Source organism: Rahnella rivi (assembly GCF_019049655.1).
GTDB classification, from domain to species: domain Bacteria; phylum Pseudomonadota; class Gammaproteobacteria; order Enterobacterales; family Enterobacteriaceae; genus Rahnella; species Rahnella rivi.
On the sequence record NZ_JAFMOX010000066.1, the window covers coordinates 45,801 to 67,451 of the forward strand.

A 21,651-nucleotide genomic window follows, 5' to 3' on the forward strand; every position below is an offset into this window, starting at 1 on the left:
CTTGTGGTATGAATAATAATCTTTATCGTTTGATTGTTGACTTTCAAGATAATGTCCAAGTTGCTTTAAAGCTAATGCATCGGTCTGGAATTAACATGCCATCTAGTTGCAATGGATGGATTGAATCTGATATACCCCGTATTGGTGAGTTAGATGGTGGTGTAAAATATTATAAACATGGGGCTGGGTGCAGGGTAGATCTAAATTCTGGGAGCGTAGACTTTGATTTTGGGGAGCGAGGTGAGGTAGGAGGGTTTAATTCTTGGTGGTTAACCAACTTTGCAGGTAAAAAATTAACAGATTACGGTTTCAGAAATTTTGGTGATGTCACTGATCATTTAAATAAGGCCCTAGATGATGGAGAGCTGATTTCTTCAGATCATGACCTTTATTACTTTGCTAATTCCCCACATATTTATGCTATAGATACAGATTGCCGAACCCCTGATGACATGCTCCCATGTCGCAATCGAGACCGTGTATTAACACTCCAAATTAATTATTTTGAAACGGCTGATCTTATGTTTAAAAATTACAATAAGCTCAACCAAAAAATGGCAAAGAAAGGCCATTTGAGTCAGAAAGAAAAATTTGACATGGGAATTTATCTTTCTACATGGTTAGGTTTTTTAGGTGTGGTCTGCGAAGGATTTAAAATCTTAAACATGCGACTCTTACTCGATAATGAACGCCCTAGAGATTTTAAAGAATTATTACCAATTTCAGATAGTATCGGAAAGTTGATGAAAGAGCACTCGAACTCACTCAGGATATTTAGAAATAATATTTTTCATCTTAGAGAAAATACTGGGTTTATACGTCATTTTTTTGATAAGGAAGTTGAGCGTCTTCCATGGGCACGTGAATTACATATAGCATTTTCAGAATTTTTTTCGCAGTATAGAATTTTTTGCGAAGTGCATTATGTTTTTAATGGTCGTAAAGGAGATAGCAATATGGTAAATATAAAGGTAACACGCCCTAAGAAAGTTGCTTTGAAATATTAAAAATACATGCTAATTAGTTGCGCTATTCATCTTACCTAAAAAATACATTCTTCTCTTTTTTATCGAGCTTGAATCTTTTTATAGCGTCCGCTTCTTTCCAGAAGCGGACGTTACTGAGGTTCAGTTACGCTAAAGCCAGCATTAAATACGCTCGCGCTCGTTCTAGAAACTCGACTATCATTTATATTGCACAATATTTTCGGACGGCAGGCCTGACTCACTGAAGTGCCGCCACGCCAATGAAAACTTAAGCAATATCCTGATTACTGAGTTGAGGCATTAATCGCTCAAATAAATCATCACTTTCATAGGGAATGTTATTAGTATGCCGAGAGTAAATTAATCCTCCCGAAAAAAATTTGGATATAGAACTTTCACATAAAACGCCTATACATTTTTTATTTTGTCCTGCCATAAAACTTTCTAAATTCGCTAAGATAAAATTTCGTGATAACTCACGATGTATACTCGTTGCCATTCTCGCCTCTTCAGAATTAATTGGGGAGACTCTAAGAAGCAAATCAGTAACGTTACGCCTTCCATAAATCTTTAAAATGAAATAAATGATGCTACCAACTGGGTCGTTTACCCCATGTATACTTAGGCCTGAGCATTCTTAAATTGACATGAATGGGGTGCATGATTAAATCCTTAGCTAACTTAGCTCATTAAGTTAGCTCATTAAGTTATCACCCAAAATGTATTATTTTTAAAGTCTACTATATTCAGCTGAGAACATTCGTAAAAATGTGGAGATTACGTAAACTAGCATGGGGATTGATGTCACTCAATGCATTTGAGAAAGATTAATGATTATGATTAAGCCCCTACTATTTGTGAAGTCAATCAAACTTTGCAACAAAAAATCATGCTTTAATCAACTTGAAGCATGATGCAACTCTGACCATAAAAACAAAATTTCAAATATTCATTCTAATCTAAACAGGTTGGTATGTGATTTTTTGATTTTGGCCAGAGAAATTTTAATAACACAGCAAAATGGAGAAGCAGATGTCAGACGTGCAGATAACTTGTATTACACTTTCTAGTACGAATAAAGTTCATGAGCATATTACACATGTGGGTAGCCCAAATTTCACACCACAAGGTAGTAAAATGACTGTAGCACAAGTAGTAAATCACATTGAAAATAAGACACACACTTTCTTTGTTCAAGCCGCTTCTGCTGGCCGTGCGGATGTAGGTGTAGTTGATCCAGGTAACGGAAGTCCGAAATTTATAAGGACATATGCTGACGGTAAGTGGAACAACAACTTATTGTCGCTACCTCTATGCTGACCGTTATAATTAAAATAATTTAGAAAAGTCATAATACCCTGTAGAATTCAATACAGGGTATTTTTCCTTAAGCTATTAATGCATTCCCAATATGTTAGCCCCACCTCATCATTGCCTAGGGACAGATGATTAACTCGTTCAGATGACTTGCTCGCTATTGAGAGATACCTCAGCCTTCTAGCCTTTTTCTCTTAAGAATTTAAATTTCAAATACTATCTTTCTCCCCATAGCAATATTAATCTCATGGTGCAAACTTGGAGTCCTGTCAATAACTGTGGGTTAGGTTCAAAGAAACGAGCCGCAAATAGGTTCGATAGCCAAGCTGCGGGCGCGCCTACAGCGTCCAATTCTGACAACCTGCGAGTGATTAACTGGACAGACACTGCCGCCGTGAAGGCGATTGTGGCGCGTATACGCGAAGAAACACCGAGGATCAACAAAGCTCAGCGTAGTTTTGACCCGACTAGAAGGCGTGTTTCAGTTCCTTCTGCCAGATTGACCCCGCAGGAACGTGACAGATTGCCTCAGATTCAACAAGAGTTGCTCAAACACGACATCAGACTAGAGAAGTGGGAACTTGAGGCATTAGTCAGGGGGGCAAAAATCACTTTTGGAGACGTTGAGATCCAATATCCTCCGCTGCAGGATTGGGCAGAATTTTATGGGAATGATAACTGATTAAGTATTCATCAGAGCTATGGATCGACCATTAACATGCAGTTTTTTATGGAATTTGTTAAAGAATGGACATATTGTACTGTACAAATAACCAGTGCATTGGAGTGAGTAATGGAATCCTCTCATGAGCTAAAAATGGCTTTTACTAAAATCCGGCTAATGGCTGACATCGCACAGTCAGCCCAGTGCAGAAATGATGAGTACGCACTGGTTATGGAAATGATCTCTGATATGGCTGATCAGGTATTGGATGAAGGGAAAGCCAGTTATCCGCCCTTCACGGTTTACGACGACGAAGAATAGCCTGGAACATCGGGTGATCCCCCTTTAGCAGCTCTGCATGCATTGAGTGCATGATTTCGCATGGTGATCGCCCTGCTCTTTTCTCCCCGCCACACCAGTGCTGGCGTGGATCACAGTGGATCACGCAACTGCATCAAAAGCGACCTATAAAGCGGGCAGGCGTGGCGGGGATAGCATTGCGCGCAAACTTTCAGAGCTTTAACTGTCACCTTGTGAAAAATACGAAGAATGGTAAATTAGAACAATCAATGATTGCACAAGGGATTTTTAGAGATGTATGAGATCATCAAGATGTCAGAAAAGGAAGTTAAAGGATTATTGGATACTGTCGAAGATCACTTTAATGATTTTAAAAGTAAACAAATTGCCCCAAATAAATTACAAGAAACTTTTGTTGCTTTCGCCAATGCCGATGGTGGCAACATTTTTGTAGGCATAGAGGATGCAAATTCTCAACGTGATCGCATTTTGGGATTCGATGAACCCGAAGATGCTAATGCTATTATCGCTATTCTTTTGGAAAACACCAACCCTGCAGTAGAAAATGTGGAAATTGATTATTTTAGAACGCCAAATGATGGTTTGATTTTACATATTGACATACCTAAAAGCCCGAAGGTTCACTACACTGCATCTGGTGATTGTTTTTTAAGGACTAATGCTCAAAAAGTAAAAATAAAAGGGGATAGAATTACTCAGCTATCTTATTCAAAAGGGGCTGAACCGTATGAGAAAAGGGCGGTTGACGTTGTTGATACACAAGATATTTTAGACAGTGCATATTATCATGATTATCTTAAAAGAGTTGATACAACACAGGCACCCCAAGTATTTCTGAAAAAAAATAGATTGCTAACAAAAAAGGATGGCGATTTCATACCTAATGTAGGGTGTGTTTTATTATTTGATGAAGAACCTCAAGGAAGCTTAGATACTCGATGTGCTGTTAAAGTCTATCGGCTTAGAACTACGGAAACAGAATACAAACGTGAGCAGTTGCAAGAAGACCCCGTTACAATTGACGGGACTCTTGAAGGTGTCATTCTCAAAACTATCGAAAAGGTCAGAGAGTATGTAGATGGCGCCTCTTTTAAGGACGGTGATAACCTTGTAAAATTGAGCTATCCAGCAGAAGCTCTAAAAGAAATTTTAGTGAACGCTGTTATACATCGTGATTACAGTTTGAATGATGATGTTCACGTTAAAGTTTATGACAATCGCATTGAGATTCTAAGCCCTGGCAGGCTTCCAGGTTATATGACTATAGCTAATTTATATGAAGAACGATTTTCACGTAATCCGAACTTGGTTCGATTACTTCATAGGCTACCAAATCCAGTGAACCATGACATTGGTGAAGGTCTTGATACTGCAAAAAATGAGCTGAGAAAAGCTGGTTTAGTCGAACCTGAGTTTGAAGAAAGGGGTAATAATTTTGTTGTGATTATAAAGCATCAGACTATAGCCTCTATAGAAGACGTTATAATGAAATACTTTGATGATAACCCAACTGGACAACTTACTAACAAGTTAGCGCGACAACTCAGTGGCGAAGATGACATGCAAAAAGTTAAAAAAGCCTTACAAAAACTCCGCTCCGATGAAAAAATTAAACCTTTGGATCCGTCTGCTCATGCATTTAGATTTAAATATATTAAAGCATAATTAAAGCGGAGAATTTTCTCCGCAATAACATGATTGCAGAATAGTTTAATCATTAGTATTAATGACTATATATCTTAAATCGAATTACATTCTCACTAATAAAATAATCTAACTCCTTCATTATCTCCTGCAGCGGCGTCAGTTCATTCCTAACAAACACCTGCGCCGCCTTTTCTACATCCCCAAACCCGCCCGCATTATCAGGAATGATCCCCATCATCTGCGGTGGAACGCGATGCGCGCTCAGCAGGTCATCACGGCTGGATTTCTTGATGTTGAAGAAATCATCCTTGGTTGCGACCTCACTCAGCGGCAAAATCTGGATGCCATCCTTCTTGCCGTTTGGAGCGTACATGAACAGGTTGCGGAAGTTTCCCAGGCCTTTGGTGTCTCGCATCGCCTTTCGCATTGAGTCAATATCACTACTACTTTGTGCTGCATCGGTCATATACAAAATGTAGCCCGCATGAGCACCGTTCTGATAATACTTCCGGCGGAACAACGTCGCGGCTTCGTTTAGCCAGGCAGAGTTAAGAGCGCTCAGGTATTCCGGCAGACCGGAAATCTCAAAAAGTGTGTGGAACTAAAGCCGGGATACTTACATCCGGTTCGATCAGGTGGAAAATACTACCCGCAGCGAACTGATGCGGTTCTTTCCATCCTTGCACAAACCAGTAAGTCCCCTCTTCTATCCCGCGACGCATATACTTTGCTGGAACGGCCTCAAATCGCAAAGGTTCGCCGAGTTGGTTGCGGATCAGTTCCAGATACGCATTTCCGAACACCAGATAGTCCAGAGCAAATTTGCTGAATTCCTGCTGGCTCAGCAGCGGATGCGGGATAAACGTCGAGGCGAGGATATTCCGCTTCACGTAAATCGGAGAGCTGTGATGAACGGCGGCGCGCAGACTGCGGGCAAGTCCGTCGAAGCTGACTGGCGGCTCATACCAGCGGCCGTTGCCAGTGCACTCGATATAATCCAGAATCTCGCGGCGGTCTAAAACCGGCGTGGGATCACCGAAGCTGAATACCTCTGCGCCCTGCTGGCTTTCAGTGGTCGTGGTCTGCGTGGCTTTACGGTATTTGCGCTTGCTCATTTAGTAGAACTCCAGAATGTTCGGGCTTTGTCCGCCGTTGGCGGCGGTCAGTGGTTCGTTTAACAGGGCGTGCATGATTGCCCACGCCACGTCGGCGTGGCTGGCCTCTTCACTGCGGCTGGCTTCGTAGGTTGAACGGTTGCCGCTGGCAGTCATGGTTTTGCGGATCGCCATAAACGAAGCAGTGATGTCTGTGTGTCCGGTGTCGTATTCCAGGCGGCCGGAGCTGATGGTGTCTTTTACTTTGAGTACCAGTGCGGTTTTCACCTCGGGGCTGTAACGGATCTCACGCGCCGCAGGAAAGAACTGCTGCACAAGCTGGAATACACCCTGCCCGATGCCAGTCGCATCGATGCCGATATACTCAACGGCATAACGATTGGTGAGTTCCTCGATGCTTCTGGCCTGCGCGGCAAAGTCCATAACGAGCTGCCCGATACCGGCAAGCTCACCCGCCACTAACGGCGATTTAAGCAGTGATGTCAGAAACCTGGAGGCCGCGCTGACCGCCTGCGGCCTCCAGGTGGAAGCGGTCAAACAATGCCAGGAGGAACACCGTGTTAAAACCCGCACAGCTACGCAAAGCCCTCACTGACGCCGTGCTGGTGCTGCAAACCAGCCCCGACCAGCTGCGGATGTTTGTGGACAACGGGCGCATCGTTTCCACGTTAGCCAGCTCGCTGTCGTTTGAATATCAGTACCAGGTCGAACTGCTGATCACCGACTTTACCCAGGACAGCGATCTGATCGTGGTGCCCATTCTGGCCTGGCTGCGTGAGCATCAGCCGGACATCATGGCGACGCCAGAAAAGCAACAAACCGGCTTTAAATTCACCGCCGACATGCTCAACGATGGCGGTTATGACATCGCTGTGCATGTACAGCTTACCGAGCGCGTGATCGTTAAACAGATTGATGCCGGTCTGCACGTGGAGCATTTTCCAGAACCGCCGCTGCCGGAGCCGGTGGAAAGGCCGCGTGAACTGTACCTGCACGGCGAGTTAGTGAGCCAGTGGCATGAGTGAGCTGACCGCGTTTGATACCCGCCTCGCGGGGCTGATTGAGGCGCTGTCTCCGCAGAGTCGTAAGGCAATGGCCGCCACCTTTGCAAAGCGTCTGCGAAAACATCAGCAACAGCGCAAATCCATTAATATCGTTGATAACTCTTTTTTACTTGATAAGAACTTATTTATCTCAGAAGGAAGAGCTTTCCGAAAGTGGGAAATCCGCACAAAAGTCCGCAAGAATAGAATTATTAAAAACATTAATATCAGCAACTTATGAAAAAGTTTCTTTATATCGAAGTGAAATGGAGGGTGTAAGTCGTGCAATGAACGGCCTACGAGGAGGGCAGTCATTTACAGCCATGGATGGAAAGCTGCACATCACAAATTTTGAACAAAATGAATACAGATTAACAATGGCTCATAAAATAAAAATAGAGTTGGAAAGAATAGATAAATATTTAGAAGAAATCGAAAACCTCTCTAATTGAGATGCACTTATCGACACTGCTAATAATATAAACTCGTTCTTCAATCATTGCGCAATGAACGACATTTCATAATTCAGTGTCCGTTTATCGCTCAAACCAGACTGTCAGATCAAATCTGAGCTAATACTCTTCAGTCAGTGATCCGCACGTTGTGCCACCCGCTATCAACCCGCCTCAAATTGTATGCCGCCTGACAGGGCGGCATTCTTTTATGCATGAATACTTCCATCCCCAACAACGACATTCCGCGCCTGCTGCGCAATCTGATCCGCATTGGCACCGTTGCCGAGGTGGATTTAGTTGCGGGCACCTGTCGCGTGAACACTGGCGGCAACGTCACCGACTGGCTGCACTGGCTGCACTGGCTGACCTCCCGCGCGGGGCGTTCCCGTTCCTGGTGGGCACCGTCCGCCGGTGAGCAGGTTCTGCTGTTCTGCCTGGGTGGCGAACTCGACACCGCCTTTGTGATGCCCGGCGTTTTCTCTGATGAATTTCCTGCGCCGGCCGCGCCCGCTGACCTGCTGGCGAAAGTTCAGGCCACGCTCAACGATGAAAACGTGCGTCCCGTGGCCGACTGCGTATACGCACTTCGCTCCCGATCACCTCGAAGACGCTATTTATCTGAACCCGCTGGCTCAAATGGTTGGCGAAAAAGTGGCGGCAGAAAGTCCGGATCCGTAAAACCAGGAGGAATAAAAATTGAAGTAAGCGATTGTTTTAAATGCAATTTACTGATTTAAAAAACAGGCAAAAAAAAGACCGAATACTTATTCAACCTATTAAAATCAATGAGTTGCATAATTTATAGGCGACATAATGGCGACATATCCATTTATGTCGCCCATGTTGATATCAAGATTTATCAAATGAAACACAGTCTATTTTATTCATTTTCCAAATTATGACGCTCTATTAAGTTCTTAGCCTGTGTTAACCTACGCCCAGAGAGTAAATTTAGCCCTGCGATCCATCCACCAACTAAAATACAACATATCACTAACCAACCTTTAGCTATGCTTGGAACGGTCTCCATTTCAATTATCATAGATGGGAAAAATCTATCATATGTAATTGGAAGGGTAAAAATAAAACATCCCAATCCGTAGAGTAATACCCTACAAGTTCTAGCGAAGTTTAAATAAACCTTTCTATTATAACGCTTTAATTTCCACTCAAATGAAAGTGGGTTTATTTTAATATTTAGTAGATAGCGACAACTAGAAAATACATCAATATCTTTCACTGGGTCCTTGCTATTTACCAATGCTTTCCTTTGTTCGAGAGACAAAAAGTCATCTTTTGTTATAGCCGCATATCCATATTCTAAAGCAAGATTCTTCAAACTTTCATCATTTGAAATCTTATACATCTCATAACTATGTTTACTAAGCTTCTCTCGTTGATCAAAAATAGCTTGCCTAGGCTTAACCCATCCCTTGAATAAAGCAATAATTGTAATTATCAATGCTATAATCGGAACCATTTGTTTGTTTAAAAAATCAATGAACTCAGTCACAAGGTGCCCCACATATTATATTATTCTAAAAGTCTGGCATTTCACCAGTTTCGACTAGCAGTTGGAACTGGTTTTCATCAAGTATCACCACCCCCTTCATCCGGGCAACATCAACTTTCTTAGGACCAGCATTGTAGCCACAGCAGAGGACTTGCAGGTTTTGAGTCACGGAAGCGCGGACGGACATTTTATTATCTGTCGCTAATGAAATGAGCCTTTCTTTGTCGTCTTTTTTAAATCCGGTGAAACAAATTTCGAAAAGATTTACTTTGGGAGTCTTAGAAAAACTGGGGTGTTCAAGACCTTTATATTCGCTTAAATCTACTAGTGCTAAATCATATGAAGAACATTCTTTTATAACCCGATCTTTTCTGAAGGTCTTCAGTTGATTTGATTTATTACAGACCCCTTGAAAATGTTCTTCGCTTTCACTTACATTATAAAGCGTATAAGCATTAACCTGTTTTTTAGCATTAATATATACAAAATACTTATCCATAAAAAGATCTCCTATACAGCATTTTTAAAAATTACAACGACTAATCCCTTCGGTATTACTTCATTGACTGAACATTCAAAGTCACCATCATGACCACTAATACGCAGTTTGTTGCCAGGTCGACGGGAAACAGTATAGACGTCCAATGTTCCATCAATATCTAAAAGCCATGAGCCATTCGATAACTCGCTAACATCCATTTCAATCAACCAAGATAATTTTCCGCTACTTACATAATTTAATTTTTTAAGATTCACACCATCAGGGACAAATGACTGGTCAATATAGCAAAAACCATCATCATCTAGTTTTCCGGCCAGAAGTATTTTCTTACTGATCATCGGTATTCCTGAGGCGGCGGTGTCCTCTTGAGTGGCTACGCCTATTTCGCCGGTAGCCAACCATTCAAGGGAAACACCTGTATCTAATGCGCAGGTAATCACTACGTCGCCTGGAAAATATTCTCTTCTGACCCAGGTGCTGATCGTTCCTGAAGAGATATTCAAATGCTCGCCAAGTTCTTTTTGCGTTTTGAAACCATAAGCTTCAATGATTCTGCTTAAAACCGCCCTTCCCCCTGAGGAAAGCATTTTCTTCAGAAGTAAATGCCCAGAAGTTGAAGTGTCTTTTTTTGTGATTTTTAAGCTTTCATTTTTTGCAAATGCAAATTCACCGGTAACTAACCATTTCAATTCAGCCCCTGTGTCCAATGCACATTTGATGATTGCATTACCAGGAACACTCTTACGTTGAACCCAGGCACTTACATTATTTGAAGGAACATCCAGACAGCTGGCTAAAGCTCGTTGAGAAGTAACCCCATAAGATGAGGAAAGACGTTCAACGATTTGCGCAGCACTGTCTTTAGTTTCAGGCATAGATCCACCAAAATGAGCACGAAAGTGATTTAAATGAGCACATTTGTGATCTAAAGTGAAAACACACCACATGTTACACAGTAGAACTCAAACTGCTTAAAAGGAGATTTTGCTTTATGTCTGATCAGAATGCAATTCAAGCGACCGTTGATAAGACAGCCGTTTCTAAGGAACTGTTAAACTCTGTTGTTTCCCAACTCCTGCCGGCTTTGGAGTCTGCCCTGTCTGCAACTATTGTGAACTCAATAAGTTTGCAACTGACCACCCTCGCTAACTCCCCGACAATCTCTAAAAAAGATTTTGCTGCAATTAACGGTATCAGCTCCGCAGTCCTCGAAAAGTGGATCGCGAACGGCGTTGTACTTCTTGCCCCAACTCCCTCAACTACAATTACCCAGCAACGCAAAAACCGAAAAACAGGTCAAATGCAAACTGTCGTTATGGAACGTCATGGCAATGCCCTGATCAATCTTGAGGCCTGGCGTGAGAAAAACCGTCAGCAAGCCATCAAGTGCCGCTACATAAATCGTTGAGTCAGACTATTCAAACTAACAGGGACTAACAATGTTTGATTATCGCGTTTCCAAACACGCTCACTTTGACGATGCATGTAAGGCATTTGTGAATCGTCATAACCTTACCGAGCTTGCCGCGCTAATGGGGACTAAACCCCAAATACTGCGCAATAAGTTCAACCCCGAACAACCTCATAAACTTACCTGTGAGGAAGTTCTTTTAATCACTGATTTGACTGAGGATGCTGCCCTTCTCGATGGCATGCTGGCACAGATAAACTGCTTGCCGTCAGTTCCGGTCAATGAAATTGCTACTTCTAATCTTTCAACTTACGCACTCCAGGCAACTGCCGCCGTAGGTTCTATTGCAGCTGATGCAGTGAAAGGTGGTGCGGTCAGCTCTCAGCGTCGAATGTCCTTACTCGAAGGTGTAAATGCCGGTATTCGCCATCTGTCACTGATCGGCTTAGTTGTTCAAGGCCGAGTACAGGCATCTCCAGCCCTGGCTTCTGCAGTTGGTGCCATTGCAAGCGTTACGACAAATGGGTTGGTGTGACTATGGCCGTTTCTATTGCTCCTTTTTTAAAACAGCAGAGTCCATCTCGCCACTTTAGCCACGGTTGCATCGAGTTACCAGGTGGAAAGCGTTGGAACCCTTCAATGTCACAAACCACTGCCCCGCAGGCCGTGAGAAATTCAAAACCGCTTATAAAGCGTCTGTTTAGTTGAGGTGATTATGTCTTTAGTGAATGAAGAACATATTCAAATAGGTAAAAAACATCTTTCCCGAATTAAAGAAATGTTTGATTTCAGAAAGAATGTAGCGCAGGAAACATTTGATACTCAGCCGCTGCATATGCGTAGAACAATCTGTTTTCATGCTGGCTTATCTCGTCGCCATCTTGAGATGAAGTTTGCTGAATTAACGCCGACGGAAAGGCATCAAGTAGTTGCGGCGCTAAATTCTTTGCTTGGTTTAACTGAATCACTGCCGAAATTTATCAGTGAAGATGACTGCAAGATAAACATTAAACATTAACCCAAATCCAAATTAAGTGGCGTCAACCCGCCGGGCATTCTTTTGCCCAAAACAGGAGTTCTTATATGAAAAATATGTTTGATAACACCCGTCAGAATATTGTTGGCTTGCCGGTTATGGGCATTGATTTAGCTTCACCAGAACGCGATTACACCTCTGTTCCTGATTTATCGTTGATGCTGGACACTGCTCGTAATGAAGAACGCGCCAATCGAGCGGTGGTATTTGCCGGCCGCCTGGAAGCAATTGCCAGTTTCATCCTCAAACGTGAAATGACAGGGATTGAAGCTGCTGAAGCACTCCGCATTGAAGCTAACCGAATCCAAAGTGAAGCGGAGGCGTAACTATGGCTGATGTAATTGACACCGCTCAGGAGCGCGCTGATCTCGTCCTTTCCGCCCAAATCCAAGCCGCCCGCGCAACTGTTGCGGGCATTTCAGCAATGTTCTGCATCGACTGTGACCGCCCGATACCGGAGGAACGCCGTGCAGCTCTGCCAGGGGTTGAGCTTTGTGTCTATTGCAAAGAACTCGCTGAAATAAACGCCAAGCACTACCGAGGTAATTGATGATGACTTTCTCGGTTGTTCTTACCGTACTGGCGTTTATCAATGCTCATTTTTTATTCGCCGACATAAAAGCTAATCAGTAATGAGTCGGCATTTTCATGGTACTCCGGTCTGGGGTGGTGCAGGTAAGGTATTGAAAGTGGCTATCCGTGATAGTGGTGCTTTCGTATCTTACGCACGTCCAGACCAGATAAAACAATGCTTCACCTATGCAAATTCTGTCGGCTTAGATTGTGGAGCTTTTAGTGCCTGGAAACGCGGCTTAGTTATTGACTGGACAAAGTACTATCAGTTTCTTTCTGCCTGGTATGGACATGACAAACTTAAGTTCTTTTGCATACCGGATGTTATCGAGGGCGGCGAAGAAGATAACGACCTTCTAATTAAACAACTTCCTACTGTATTTCGTGATAAAGCCGCACCAGTCTGGCATTTGCATGAATCGATTGATCGTTTAAAACGGCTTGCTTCCACCTGGGAGCGAGTCTGCCTGGGTTCATCCGGTCAATATGCGGCTATTCGGACGAAACATTGGCACGTAAGGATGCATGAAGCATTCGTTGCTATTCGGGACGAAAATCCAGGCATTCACGTCCACGGTCTGCGCATGTTGGATGGTCGTGTCTTTGGCAACTATCCGCTTACTACCGCTGACAGTACAAATCTGGCCTGCAATGTGCCAAAAACCGAAGTGAAATATCCTGAACTGACATCCCAGCTCCGCGCTATCGGCTGTAATGAGGAAGAAGTACTCGCGGGTCGCTGCGCAATCTTACGGAAAACCATCGAGATGGTGCACCCGCCGACATTCGCGGAATACTTCGAACGTTATGAAGCAAAGCGTTCGCCCCAGATGTGTTTGGAGTTTTAAATGAAAACTCCTGCTCATACGAACCGTTTTTCTCCTGAAATTATCGTGCCTAACGTGTGGGCATATCCCTGGAACAAACCACGCCAGGCCGTTTCTGGCCTTGAAAGAACGCTTACCCGTGATGAATACGATCAGGGGCAAGCTGTTTTAATCAGAGTAAAAAACCTCTCTACCGATCTTCGGGAAATTTTCACAGGTCGCCATGCGTATCTGCTGAAAACGCAGGGCATTCATGCCGCGAATAAATATCTGGTTTATACCCTTGGTCGCAGCATCCTTCCCCGTGTCGAAGCGGTCAATGCCGCTCACGCGATGAATGTTAAAACCTCCATGAAATTCATGTCTGAGGCAGACACTTATCACAGCCTGCCGAGCATGGGCGATAAACCCTTGCGCCGGTTCGCCCAAGACATCGCCGGACAACTGAAAGAAATCTATGAAGAACGTTGCGATCAGTTGCTTGCTAAGTACAACGGGGATAATTCGATTCTTTTTGAGCGTGATACCCAGTGCGAGCTATACCGCGAAATCGCCGGTATGGCACAGGCTTTCAATATCACGCCGATGTATTGGGCAAAATTTTGCAAAGGCAAACTGGATGCAGTTTCCGCTATCGCTGCCATATCACGCCTGGTTAATCCGGATTGGTGGTTACACCAACTGAAAGGCCAGCGCACCCGCTGGCGTGAATCTTTGCTGATCGCCATCGGCAAAGTGAACCGTGATGCTTCCCCGTATGCCAGTAAACAGGCTATCCGTGAAGTACATGCGCGCCGCCTGTCGAATCTCGACTACCTGAAAAGCTGCGATCTGGAAAACGTTGAAACCGGCGAGCGTTTCAGTCTGATCGACAAAGTGATGGCGAGTATTTCTAACCCTGAAATACGCCGTATGGAGTTAATGAGCACTATCGCCGGCACCGAAAAATATGCTGCCGCAAATGGTGACGTCGGGATGTTTCTGACCATCACCACGCCTTCCAAATATCACCCGACCCGCATGGTGGGCAAGGGCGATAAAAAGCGCGTTCAGCGAAATCACGCCTGGGACAAGGAAGCCTATACACCGAAAGATGCGCAGCGTTATCTGTGCGGGATCTGGAGCAAAATGCGTACTGCTTTCAAAGATAGCGGCCTGTCCGTTTACGGGATGCGCGTTGTAGAACCCCACCACGACGCAACGCCGCACTGGCACATGATGTTATTCACCAAGCCCGCCATGCGTCAGCGGGTGATCGATATTATGCGCAAATACGCTATGAAAGAAGACGTGGACGAACGCGGTGCAGCTAAAAACCGCTTTGACTGTAAGCACCTGAACCGTGGCGGCGCGGCGGGCTATATCGCCAAATACATCGCAAAGAACATCGACGGTTACGCACTGGAAGGCGAGCGCGACCACGAAACCGGCGAGCTACTGACAGATTCCGCTGCCGCCGTTACCGCCTGGGCTGCTACCTGGCGGATCCCTCAATTTCATCCTATCGGCCTGCCTACCATGGGGTCATACCGTGAGTGCCGCCGTATCCGTTCCATCAGCCTGACCGACACCTTTGACGAAGAAGTCGAAGCCGTACGCGCAGCTGCTGATGCTGGTGATTTTATGGCGTACATGGAGGCTCAAGGCGGCGCGAATGTTCCACGTGAAGATCAAACCGTTCGTGTAGCTCGTCGGGTTGCTGCTGAACTGAACGCCTACGACGAAGAAGTGAAAAAGGTTGTGGGCATTTTTGCCCCTCACTTCGGCGACTCTCGTGTTTATGAAACCCGTACAACTCAATGGCGCATCGTTTCTTCCGCCGTTGACGTTGAAGTTTTGACCTCAAAAAGCGCCTCCGGCGCGCCTCGGAGTCCTGTCAATAACTGTGGGTTGGGAGGAAACAAAACGGCGGCAAATGAGTGCGATAACCCTGCTGGGAGCGTCACCACAGCGACCACTTCTGACAACTTGCGAGTTATTGACTGGACAGACACTGCCGCCGTGAAGGCGATTGTGGCGCGAATACGCGAAGAAATACCGAGGATCAGCAAAGCTCAGCGTAGTTTTGACCCGACTAAAAGGCGTGTTGCAGCTCCTTCTGCCAGATTGACCCCGCAGGAACGTGACAGATTGCCTCAGATTCAACATGAGTTGCTCAAACACGACATCAGACCGGAGAAGTGGGAGCTTGAGGCCTTAGTCAGGGGGGCAAAAATCACTTTTGGAGACGTTGAGATCCAATACCCTCCGCTGCAGGATTGGGCAGAATTTTATGGGAATGATAACTGATTAAGTATTCATCAGAACTATGGCTCGACCATTAACATGCAGTTTTTTATGGAATTTGTTAAAGAATGGACATATTATACTGTACAAATAACCAGTGCATTGGAGTGAGTAATGGAATCCTCTCATGAGCTAAAAATGGCTTTGACTAAAATCCGGCTAATGGCTGACATCGCACAGTCAGCCCAGTGCAGAAATGATGAGTATGCACTGGTTATGGAAATGATCTCTGATATGGCTGATCAGGTATTGGATGAAGAGGAAGCCACGTATCCGCCCTTCACGGTTTACGACGACGAAGAATAGCCTGGAACATCGGGTGATCCCCTTATAGCAGCTCTGCATGCATTGAGTGCATGATTTCGCATGGTGATCACCCTGCTCTTTTCTCCCCGCCACACCAGTGCCGGCGTGGATCACACTGGATCACGCAAGTGCATCAAAAGCGACCTATAAAGCGGGCAGGCGTGGCGGGGATAGCATTGCGCGCATGAGAAGTTAAAGAATTAAATACTGAGGGAAGATCCAAACTTCCCTCAAATAAATCACTACTATAGTGTCAACTTACATCCAGTTGAGTTTTCCCACGCACTGATAAGATTAAATAAATTGCTATTTCGGAAATAGGTATTTTCATATGCTAAAAACATCATATCTTCTACACAATCCGCATCGACTAAAGCTTTATTTTGGCTTTTTAGTCCTTTCTTGCATAGTATAAACAATACTTCTGCAATATCGTGCCCATTGACCATCTCTCGGACATCATGATTTTCACCTATTATCAAATCTAAGCACCGAGATATTTCAGGCTTCGAAGCAGGTTCCACACCTCTATTTTTGGAATACTCCCAGACTGTATTAATTAAACATTCATGCCCTAAATATTTAATAGTCTTTTCACATACAAACTTCCAAATTTTGAGTTTCCTTCCTTCTTTTTCTTTAGGTTTAAAAGACAAACCCAGTCCAAATCTTTTATTTGCAAGTCTTAAGCAGGCTAAAGGATATGATAGTTCATACGCCAAACTTACAATATCACCATAACTACCCTCAAAATTCTTTATTTTTTCATCATTAGTAATAGTCCCCAAGAATCGCATCACTGCAGGACTGTTAGTCACCATACCTTCAGCATCATGATAGTCGGTCGGGAAAATAGGAAGATTATAAGTAACAGAGTATTTTGGGTTATTAGGTATTCTCAAAAAATCCGCATCCCTTATACCTATTGCCCGTTCAAATCCCCATCCTGTCAAGATCTCGTACACCGACCTCATATTGTACTTACCGTGCATTACCTTTAACCGTGAAATATTTCCATCAAAAAAAGGTCTGAATATTTTAATATCTTGCTCCCCTTCAACAAGAACATAATACCCCTCATACCTTTCATCCATCATTATAGCATTAGCTATCCTCTCTGGCTTAATATCCCGTTCCACTATTCTACTCCTCGTAATTTTACACGAAGACCCCAATTATCATTTATAATATCGGGTGAGTGAGTAGCAATAATTATCGTAACGTTATTAATTGATGTAACATCTTTCAAATCAGCAATGAATTCATTTTGCCAGGAAATGTGCAGAGAAAGTTCTGGCTCGTCGATAAGAATCATATCTCCCTGCTGAGAATTGAATATTAACTTATAAAATAAGATTAATTCATTTTGCTCACCGGAAGAAAGTTTTGAGGCAGGCATCAACTCAAATTCATCTTTTTTATTTTTCTTAACCGTTGATCTAAATACTAGACCACTACCCCTACTTATTTGCAACTCCTTATGCTTAAAACGTTTATTTATAATATCCTGAAATAGCTTTAACTTTATTGATAATGCATCAAATGGTTTGAGCTTTTCATGACTGTCATCAATATAAAGTTTCAAAAGATTGATTAAATCAGTCTGTGTTTCATCAATTTGCAGTATATCTGAATCTTGTGTATCTACACCCAAGCCTACGGATGAAAGCATTTTCCTTCTGTTATCTAGTGTCTTGAGTGCATCATTCAATTCTTCAAACGTATCAATCGTACCTTGTCTTAATTTATTAATTAATCTGTTCGGGTAGGAACTATCTAGCCCGGAAGTAATATCAGATGAGGCTTTCACTGCATCGGTAATCATCTTAAGAAGTTCAGCGGAACATTTCTGAACACTATTCACATAAGAGTTACCTCCAGTATCATTAGCAGTTATTATACGCTGAGTTTCAATTAATTTAACATTAACCTTATCTAGCGTTTCCATAAACCACTTTGGCCTGCTATTAGTATCCACCTCATCAAACTGAGAGTGAAAATATATATTCCTCCGATACTTCATTTCCAGGCGCTTTAAATTTATATACTCATACTCTTCTTTAATAGATTTAAAGTCTTTATCATTATCACTATCTAAATATTGCATTAATTCTAAATCGCGAAAATATTTCCTCTCCAAATCTTCATTTGCTTTTTTCTCTACATTTTTTTCAATTTTTATTTTGGCTGGTTTAAGTAGAGCATCAGATTTAGCTCTAACCCCCAGTTCAGGTTTAGGTTTTATTTTTCCATCTAACCTAGTGATATGTAAAAAGAGGTCACCACTTGAGATCTTTTTTTCTATCCTCCAAAACTCATCGTTATCAAAAGTAATAGTAAACAGTTCAAAATCAATAGATTTAAAATAATCAAATCTATTATTAAATAACGAATCAATAGCTTCAAGTATTACTGTCTTACCCAAACCATTCTCGCCTATCACTATGGTAATATTCCCATCACTCACTAAAGGTATTTGATGATCAAAGATACCAAAAAGTTTTTTGACTTCTATTTTCTTAATTTTCATTTATCACCTTTTTCATTTAACTACTAATTGCCGTGTCTAACATAAAAATCATCATTAAAATTACAATGAAAAAAAATTTACCACAAGTCAATTTAGACTTTAAAAGAGCTTGAAGTGAGTGTTTTTATGTCTCGGAATCAAAGGGCTAATCGCTATCCGTGCTAGATTATGTAATCTAAAAATCGTCTATATTCATAGCAAAAACTGTCAAAACCGGTATCTTGAAAAATGAACAACCTTGCTCATCGACGTGGCATTAATCTCCTTCATCCTCTCCTGCAGCGGCGTCAGCTCGTTCCTTACGAACACCTGCGCCGCCTTCTCCACATCTCCAAACCCACCGGCATTATCAGGTATGATCCCCATCATCTGCGGCGGAACGCGGTGCGCGCTCAGCAGGTCATCACGGCTGGATTTTTTGATGTTGAAGAAGTCGTCTTTGGTGGCGACTTCACTCAGAGGCAAAATCTGAATGCCGTCCTTCTTACCGTTAGGCGCGTACATGAACAGGTTGCGGAAGTTGCCCAGGCCTTTGGTATCACGCATTGCCTTTCGCATTGAATCGATATCACTGCTGCTTTGCGCGGCGTCGGTCATATAAAGGATGTAACCTGCGTGCGCGCCGTTCTGGTAATACTTGCGGCGGAACAACGTCGCGGCTTCATTCAGCCAGGCGGAGTTAAGAGCGCTCAGGTATTCCGGCAGGCCGTAAATCTCCTGATTGATGTCCGGTTCGATCAGGTGGAAAATACTACCCGAAGCGAACTGATGCGGCTCTTTCCATCCCTGTACAAACCAGTACGTCCCCTTTTCCACTCCGCGACGAACATATTTAGCCGGTACAGCTTCAAATCGCAGCGGTTCTCCGAGCTGGTTGCGGATAAGTTCCAGATACGCATTCCCGAACACCAGATAATCCAACGCAAATTTGCTGAACTCCTGCTGGCTCAGCAACGGATGCGGGATAAATGTTGAGGCGAGAATATTGCGCTTCACGTAAATCGGAGAGCTGTGATGAACGGCGGCGCGAAGGCTGCGGGCAAGGCCGTCGAAGCTCACCGGCGGCTCATACCAGCGGCCGTTGCCAGTGCATTCGATATAATCCAGAATCTCGCGGCGGTCTAAAACCGGCGTCGGATCACCGAAACTGAATACCTCTGCGCCCTGCTGGCTTTCAGTGGTCGTGGTCTGCGTGACTTTACGGTATTTGCGCTTGCTCATTTAGTAGAACTCCAGAATGTTCGGGCTTTGTCCGCCATTGGCGGCGGTCAGCGGTTCGTTTAACAGGGCGTGCATGATTGCCCACGCGACGTCGGCGTGGCTGGCCTCTTCACTGCGGCTGGCTTCGTAGGTTGAACGGTTGCCGCTGGCGGTCATCGTTTTGCGGATCGCCATAAACGAGGCTGTGATGTCGGTATGGCCGGTGTCATATTCCAGGCGGCCGGAGCTGATGGTGTCTTTTGCTTTGAGTACCAGTGCGGTTTTCACCTCGGGGCTGTAACGGATCTCACGCGCCGCCGGAAAGAACTGCTGAACAAGCTGGAATACCCCCTGCCCGATGCCAGTCGCATCGATACCGATGTACTCCACGGCATAACGATTGGTGAGTTCCTCGATGCTTCTGGCCTGCGCGGCAAAGTCCATACCCTTCCATTGGTGACGCTCGAGCACGCGGAACTTGCCGCCAGACACTACCGGCGGAGCAATTACCGCGCAGCCTGCGCTGTCGCCGGTGTGCGACGGGTCGTAACCGATCCAGACGGGACGATAGGTAAACGGTCGTTTCAGATACGGGTCGAAGTCTTCCCACTCGTCCAAGCTGTCCACCATGCATCCCTGCAACTCGGCGAACGGGAACACCGACGCCTGATCGTCCACGAACTCGCACATCAGCAGGTTTTCATATTCGGCGGGGCTGTATTCCAGTTTCAGCTGTTCCAGGTCGAACAGGTTACACCCGCCTGACAGCGCATCTTCCACCGTTACAATCTGCCGCCACTGGCCGTCATCGCACAACACGCCTTTCGACAGGTGAGCGTGGGTCAAATCCAGGTCAATCCTGTCGGCTTTATTGCGACGGCCTTTATTGAACAGCTCGCCTGACCAGAACGGATAGGCGCTGTGTGCAAGACTCGACGGCGTGGAAAAATAGGTGCTACGCCATTTCTTATGCAGTGACATGCCGGAGGCAACTTTGCGCAGCTCCTGAAACTTAGGGATCCAGAAGTATTCGTCCAGGTATAAATTGCCGGTGTAGCTCTGCGCGGTGCGGACGTTGGTACCGAGGAAAATCAGCCGTGCGCCATTCGGCAGCACAATCGGGTCGCCTTTTAAATCCACGTCAACCAGTCTCGCAAATTCGATGATGTAGTTCTTAAAAACATGCGCCTGTGCCTTACTGGCTGACAGGAAAATCTGATTACGGCCTGTGGTCAGCGCATCAATCAGCGCCTCCCGGGCAAAGTAGAAGGTTGCGCCAATCTGGCGGGACTTGAGGATGTTGCGAATACGGTGCTGTAATCCGGCCTGATGCCATCCGCGCTGATACTCAAACGACGTTTCAATGAAGATGTCGCCGAGTTTCTCAATGGCCTCATCGCTGAAAACATTCTTATCTGGTGCCTTTCGTTCGCCCTTGTTGCGGTTCGCGACGTTCGGGTTTAAATCAGCCTCGCTGCCAGTATGGTTGTAACGATTAACCCTTGCCAGGCGTTCAATCTGTCGGCCTAACAGGTCGATTTCCTTGTAGTCCTTACCCTCCTTCACATCTTTCATGACTAGCTGGATAAGCCGCGCTTCCATGCTGGTTTCCACGCGAGAAATGGGCGCAATGGCCTCCCACTGATCGCGAGTTTTCCAGCTCTGCACGGTCGGCGTTTTTTGGCTCAGCATCTCACCGATTTGCCGCACAGAAAATCCCTGCCAGTAAAGCAGTGCCGCCTGTCGGCGCGGGTCGCTGATGATGGTGGAGTTTGAAATATTCATGCCGCCACGTTACCGGCCAGACAGACGTTTTTCGCGCTGCCCACGTTGTGCCATTGGGCAACAACCCGCATCGGCTGGCGGCTTGCGGTGACTGTCTGGAAACTAACTCCCGTTCTCAACACTCATTACCGGAG

At 44.6% G+C, this 21,651-nt stretch carries 26 protein-coding genes and 3 pseudogenes; 18 read left to right on the forward strand and 11 right to left on the reverse strand.

Annotation, left to right across the window (positions count from 1 at the left end):
• Positions 1 to 8: 8 nt before the first annotated feature.
• Positions 9 to 1,007, forward strand: a complete 999-nt coding sequence (locus tag J1779_RS21230) for a DUF6896 domain-containing protein (protein WP_217204696.1) — start codon at positions 9 to 11, stop codon at positions 1,005 to 1,007.
• Between the two features lie 247 nt (positions 1,008 to 1,254).
• Here J1779_RS21230 and J1779_RS21235 read toward each other — a convergent pair whose 3' ends face one another.
• Positions 1,255 to 1,485 (reverse strand): hypothetical protein, encoded by a 231-nt coding sequence (locus tag J1779_RS21235; protein ID WP_238485248.1) that lies wholly within the window; start codon positions 1,483 to 1,485, stop codon positions 1,255 to 1,257.
• A 533-nt stretch (positions 1,486 to 2,018) separates the two neighbouring features.
• Here J1779_RS21235 and J1779_RS21240 point away from each other — a divergent pair.
• The 3 genes from J1779_RS21240 to J1779_RS21250 all read left to right on the forward strand — a co-directional run bounded on the left by J1779_RS21240 (position 2,019) and on the right by J1779_RS21250 (position 4,953).
• The gene (locus J1779_RS21240) at positions 2,019 to 2,306 is read left to right on the forward strand and encodes a DUF3892 domain-containing protein (RefSeq protein WP_217204697.1); all 288 of its coding nucleotides are present in this window, start codon (positions 2,019 to 2,021) and stop codon (positions 2,304 to 2,306) included.
• Between the two features lie 814 nt (positions 2,307 to 3,120).
• The gene (locus J1779_RS21245; protein ID WP_217204698.1) at positions 3,121 to 3,288 is read left to right on the forward strand and encodes a hypothetical protein; all 168 of its coding nucleotides are present in this window, start codon (positions 3,121 to 3,123) and stop codon (positions 3,286 to 3,288) included.
• Between the two features lie 273 nt (positions 3,289 to 3,561).
• Positions 3,562 to 4,953 (forward strand): RNA-binding domain-containing protein, encoded by a 1,392-nt coding sequence (locus J1779_RS21250; RefSeq protein WP_217204699.1) that lies wholly within the window; start codon positions 3,562 to 3,564, stop codon positions 4,951 to 4,953.
• A gap of 58 nt (positions 4,954 to 5,011) precedes the next feature.
• Here the strand turns inward: J1779_RS21250 and J1779_RS21255 are convergent.
• Together J1779_RS21255 and J1779_RS21260 are read right to left on the reverse strand one after the other, a co-directional pair.
• A pseudogene (locus J1779_RS21255) lies at positions 5,012 to 6,050 on the reverse strand (phage portal protein).
• Positions 6,051 to 6,473, reverse strand: a pseudogene (locus J1779_RS21260) (phage terminase large subunit family protein); the annotation flags it as partial.
• Between J1779_RS21260 and lysC the strand changes: the two are divergent.
• The 5 genes and pseudogenes from lysC to J1779_RS25585 form a co-directional block, all read left to right on the forward strand.
• Positions 6,469 to 6,645: pseudogene (gene lysC / locus J1779_RS21265) on the forward strand (Rz1-like lysis system protein LysC); the annotation flags it as partial. The pseudogenes J1779_RS21260 and lysC sit on opposite strands and share 5 nt — an antisense overlap.
• Positions 6,608 to 7,075, forward strand: a complete 468-nt coding sequence (locus tag J1779_RS21270; protein ID WP_217204701.1) for a phage tail protein — start codon at positions 6,608 to 6,610, stop codon at positions 7,073 to 7,075. The pseudogene lysC and the gene J1779_RS21270, both read left to right, overlap by 38 nt.
• Entirely contained in the window at positions 7,068 to 7,334 is a 267-nt protein-coding gene (locus J1779_RS25580) for a phage virion morphogenesis protein (RefSeq protein ID WP_238485249.1), read from the forward strand. Before J1779_RS21270 ends, J1779_RS25580 begins: the two co-directional genes overlap by 8 nt.
• 46 nt (positions 7,335 to 7,380) lie before the next feature.
• Positions 7,381 to 7,545, forward strand: coding sequence for a hypothetical protein (locus J1779_RS21280; RefSeq protein WP_217204702.1), 165 nt, complete (start codon positions 7,381 to 7,383; stop codon positions 7,543 to 7,545).
• 215 nt (positions 7,546 to 7,760) lie between these two features.
• Complete coding sequence (locus J1779_RS25585; protein ID WP_238485250.1) at positions 7,761 to 8,285, forward strand: phage baseplate assembly protein V; 525 nt, start codon at positions 7,761 to 7,763, stop codon at positions 8,283 to 8,285.
• Positions 8,286 to 8,428: 143 nt separating this feature from the next.
• On the opposite strand, the gene J1779_RS21290 is transcribed toward J1779_RS25585, so the two are convergent.
• The 3 genes from J1779_RS21290 to J1779_RS21300 are packed head-to-tail and all read right to left on the reverse strand — an operon-like array spanning position 8,429 to position 10,438.
• On the reverse strand, positions 8,429 to 9,061 hold the full coding sequence (locus tag J1779_RS21290; protein ID WP_217204703.1) for a hypothetical protein: 633 nt from the start codon (positions 9,059 to 9,061) through the stop codon (positions 8,429 to 8,431).
• Between the two features lie 25 nt (positions 9,062 to 9,086).
• Positions 9,087 to 9,560: a BRCT domain-containing protein gene (locus J1779_RS21295; protein WP_217204704.1), complete on the reverse strand. Its 474-nt coding sequence runs from the start codon at positions 9,558 to 9,560 to the stop codon at positions 9,087 to 9,089.
• A gap of 11 nt (positions 9,561 to 9,571) precedes the next feature.
• Positions 9,572 to 10,438, reverse strand: a complete 867-nt coding sequence (locus tag J1779_RS21300; protein ID WP_238485251.1) for a helix-turn-helix domain-containing protein — start codon at positions 10,436 to 10,438, stop codon at positions 9,572 to 9,574.
• Positions 10,439 to 10,554: 116 nt separating this feature from the next.
• Between J1779_RS21300 and J1779_RS21305 the strand changes: the two genes are divergently transcribed.
• From J1779_RS21305 to J1779_RS21345, 9 genes are all read left to right on the forward strand, one after another.
• On the forward strand, positions 10,555 to 10,971 hold the full coding sequence (locus tag J1779_RS21305; protein WP_217204706.1) for a hypothetical protein: 417 nt from the start codon (positions 10,555 to 10,557) through the stop codon (positions 10,969 to 10,971).
• A gap of 31 nt (positions 10,972 to 11,002) precedes the next feature.
• A complete protein-coding gene (locus tag J1779_RS21310) occupies positions 11,003 to 11,509 on the forward strand; it encodes a phage regulatory CII family protein (RefSeq protein WP_217204707.1) in 507 nt (168 codons plus the stop codon).
• 2 nt (positions 11,510 to 11,511) lie between these two features.
• A complete protein-coding gene (locus tag J1779_RS21315; protein ID WP_217204708.1) occupies positions 11,512 to 11,682 on the forward strand; it encodes a phage filamentation protein Fil family protein in 171 nt (56 codons plus the stop codon).
• A 7-nt stretch (positions 11,683 to 11,689) separates the two neighbouring features.
• Positions 11,690 to 11,992 carry a hypothetical protein gene (locus tag J1779_RS21320; RefSeq protein WP_047609593.1) on the forward strand — a complete coding sequence of 101 codons (303 nt, stop codon included), beginning with the start codon at positions 11,690 to 11,692 and terminating at the stop codon, positions 11,990 to 11,992.
• A 65-nt stretch (positions 11,993 to 12,057) separates the two neighbouring features.
• Positions 12,058 to 12,336 carry a DUF2732 family protein gene (locus J1779_RS21325; RefSeq protein ID WP_238485252.1) on the forward strand — a complete coding sequence of 93 codons (279 nt, stop codon included), beginning with the start codon at positions 12,058 to 12,060 and terminating at the stop codon, positions 12,334 to 12,336.
• A 2-nt stretch (positions 12,337 to 12,338) separates the two neighbouring features.
• Positions 12,339 to 12,560, forward strand: coding sequence for a TraR/DksA family transcriptional regulator (locus J1779_RS21330; protein WP_217204709.1), 222 nt, complete (start codon positions 12,339 to 12,341; stop codon positions 12,558 to 12,560).
• An 82-nt stretch (positions 12,561 to 12,642) separates the two neighbouring features.
• The gene (locus J1779_RS21335) at positions 12,643 to 13,431 is read left to right on the forward strand and encodes a hypothetical protein (RefSeq protein WP_217204710.1); all 789 of its coding nucleotides are present in this window, start codon (positions 12,643 to 12,645) and stop codon (positions 13,429 to 13,431) included.
• Positions 13,432 to 15,699: a replication endonuclease gene (locus J1779_RS21340; protein WP_217204711.1), complete on the forward strand. Its 2,268-nt coding sequence runs from the start codon at positions 13,432 to 13,434 to the stop codon at positions 15,697 to 15,699.
• Between the two features lie 111 nt (positions 15,700 to 15,810).
• On the forward strand, positions 15,811 to 16,002 hold the full coding sequence (locus tag J1779_RS21345) for a hypothetical protein (protein WP_112168809.1): 192 nt from the start codon (positions 15,811 to 15,813) through the stop codon (positions 16,000 to 16,002).
• A gap of 245 nt (positions 16,003 to 16,247) precedes the next feature.
• On the opposite strand, the gene J1779_RS21350 is transcribed toward J1779_RS21345, so the two are convergent.
• The 5 genes from J1779_RS21350 to J1779_RS25665 all read right to left on the reverse strand — a co-directional run bounded on the left by J1779_RS21350 (position 16,248) and on the right by J1779_RS25665 (position 21,636).
• Positions 16,248 to 17,141 (reverse strand): DUF4435 domain-containing protein, encoded by an 894-nt coding sequence (locus J1779_RS21350; protein WP_217204712.1) that lies wholly within the window; start codon positions 17,139 to 17,141, stop codon positions 16,248 to 16,250.
• Positions 17,141 to 18,532 (reverse strand): AAA family ATPase, encoded by a 1,392-nt coding sequence (locus J1779_RS21355; RefSeq protein WP_217204713.1) that lies wholly within the window; start codon positions 18,530 to 18,532, stop codon positions 17,141 to 17,143. The genes J1779_RS21350 and J1779_RS21355 overlap by 1 nt, the downstream gene beginning before the upstream one ends.
• A gap of 207 nt (positions 18,533 to 18,739) precedes the next feature.
• Positions 18,740 to 19,753 (reverse strand): phage portal protein, encoded by a 1,014-nt coding sequence (locus J1779_RS21360; RefSeq protein WP_217204714.1) that lies wholly within the window; start codon positions 19,751 to 19,753, stop codon positions 18,740 to 18,742.
• Positions 19,754 to 21,517 carry a terminase ATPase subunit family protein gene (locus tag J1779_RS21365; protein ID WP_217204715.1) on the reverse strand — a complete coding sequence of 588 codons (1,764 nt, stop codon included), beginning with the start codon at positions 21,515 to 21,517 and terminating at the stop codon, positions 19,754 to 19,756.
• Entirely contained in the window at positions 21,514 to 21,636 is a 123-nt protein-coding gene (locus tag J1779_RS25665) for a hypothetical protein (protein WP_274388824.1), read from the reverse strand. The genes J1779_RS21365 and J1779_RS25665 overlap by 4 nt, the downstream gene beginning before the upstream one ends.
• Positions 21,637 to 21,651: the final 15 nt, after the last annotated feature.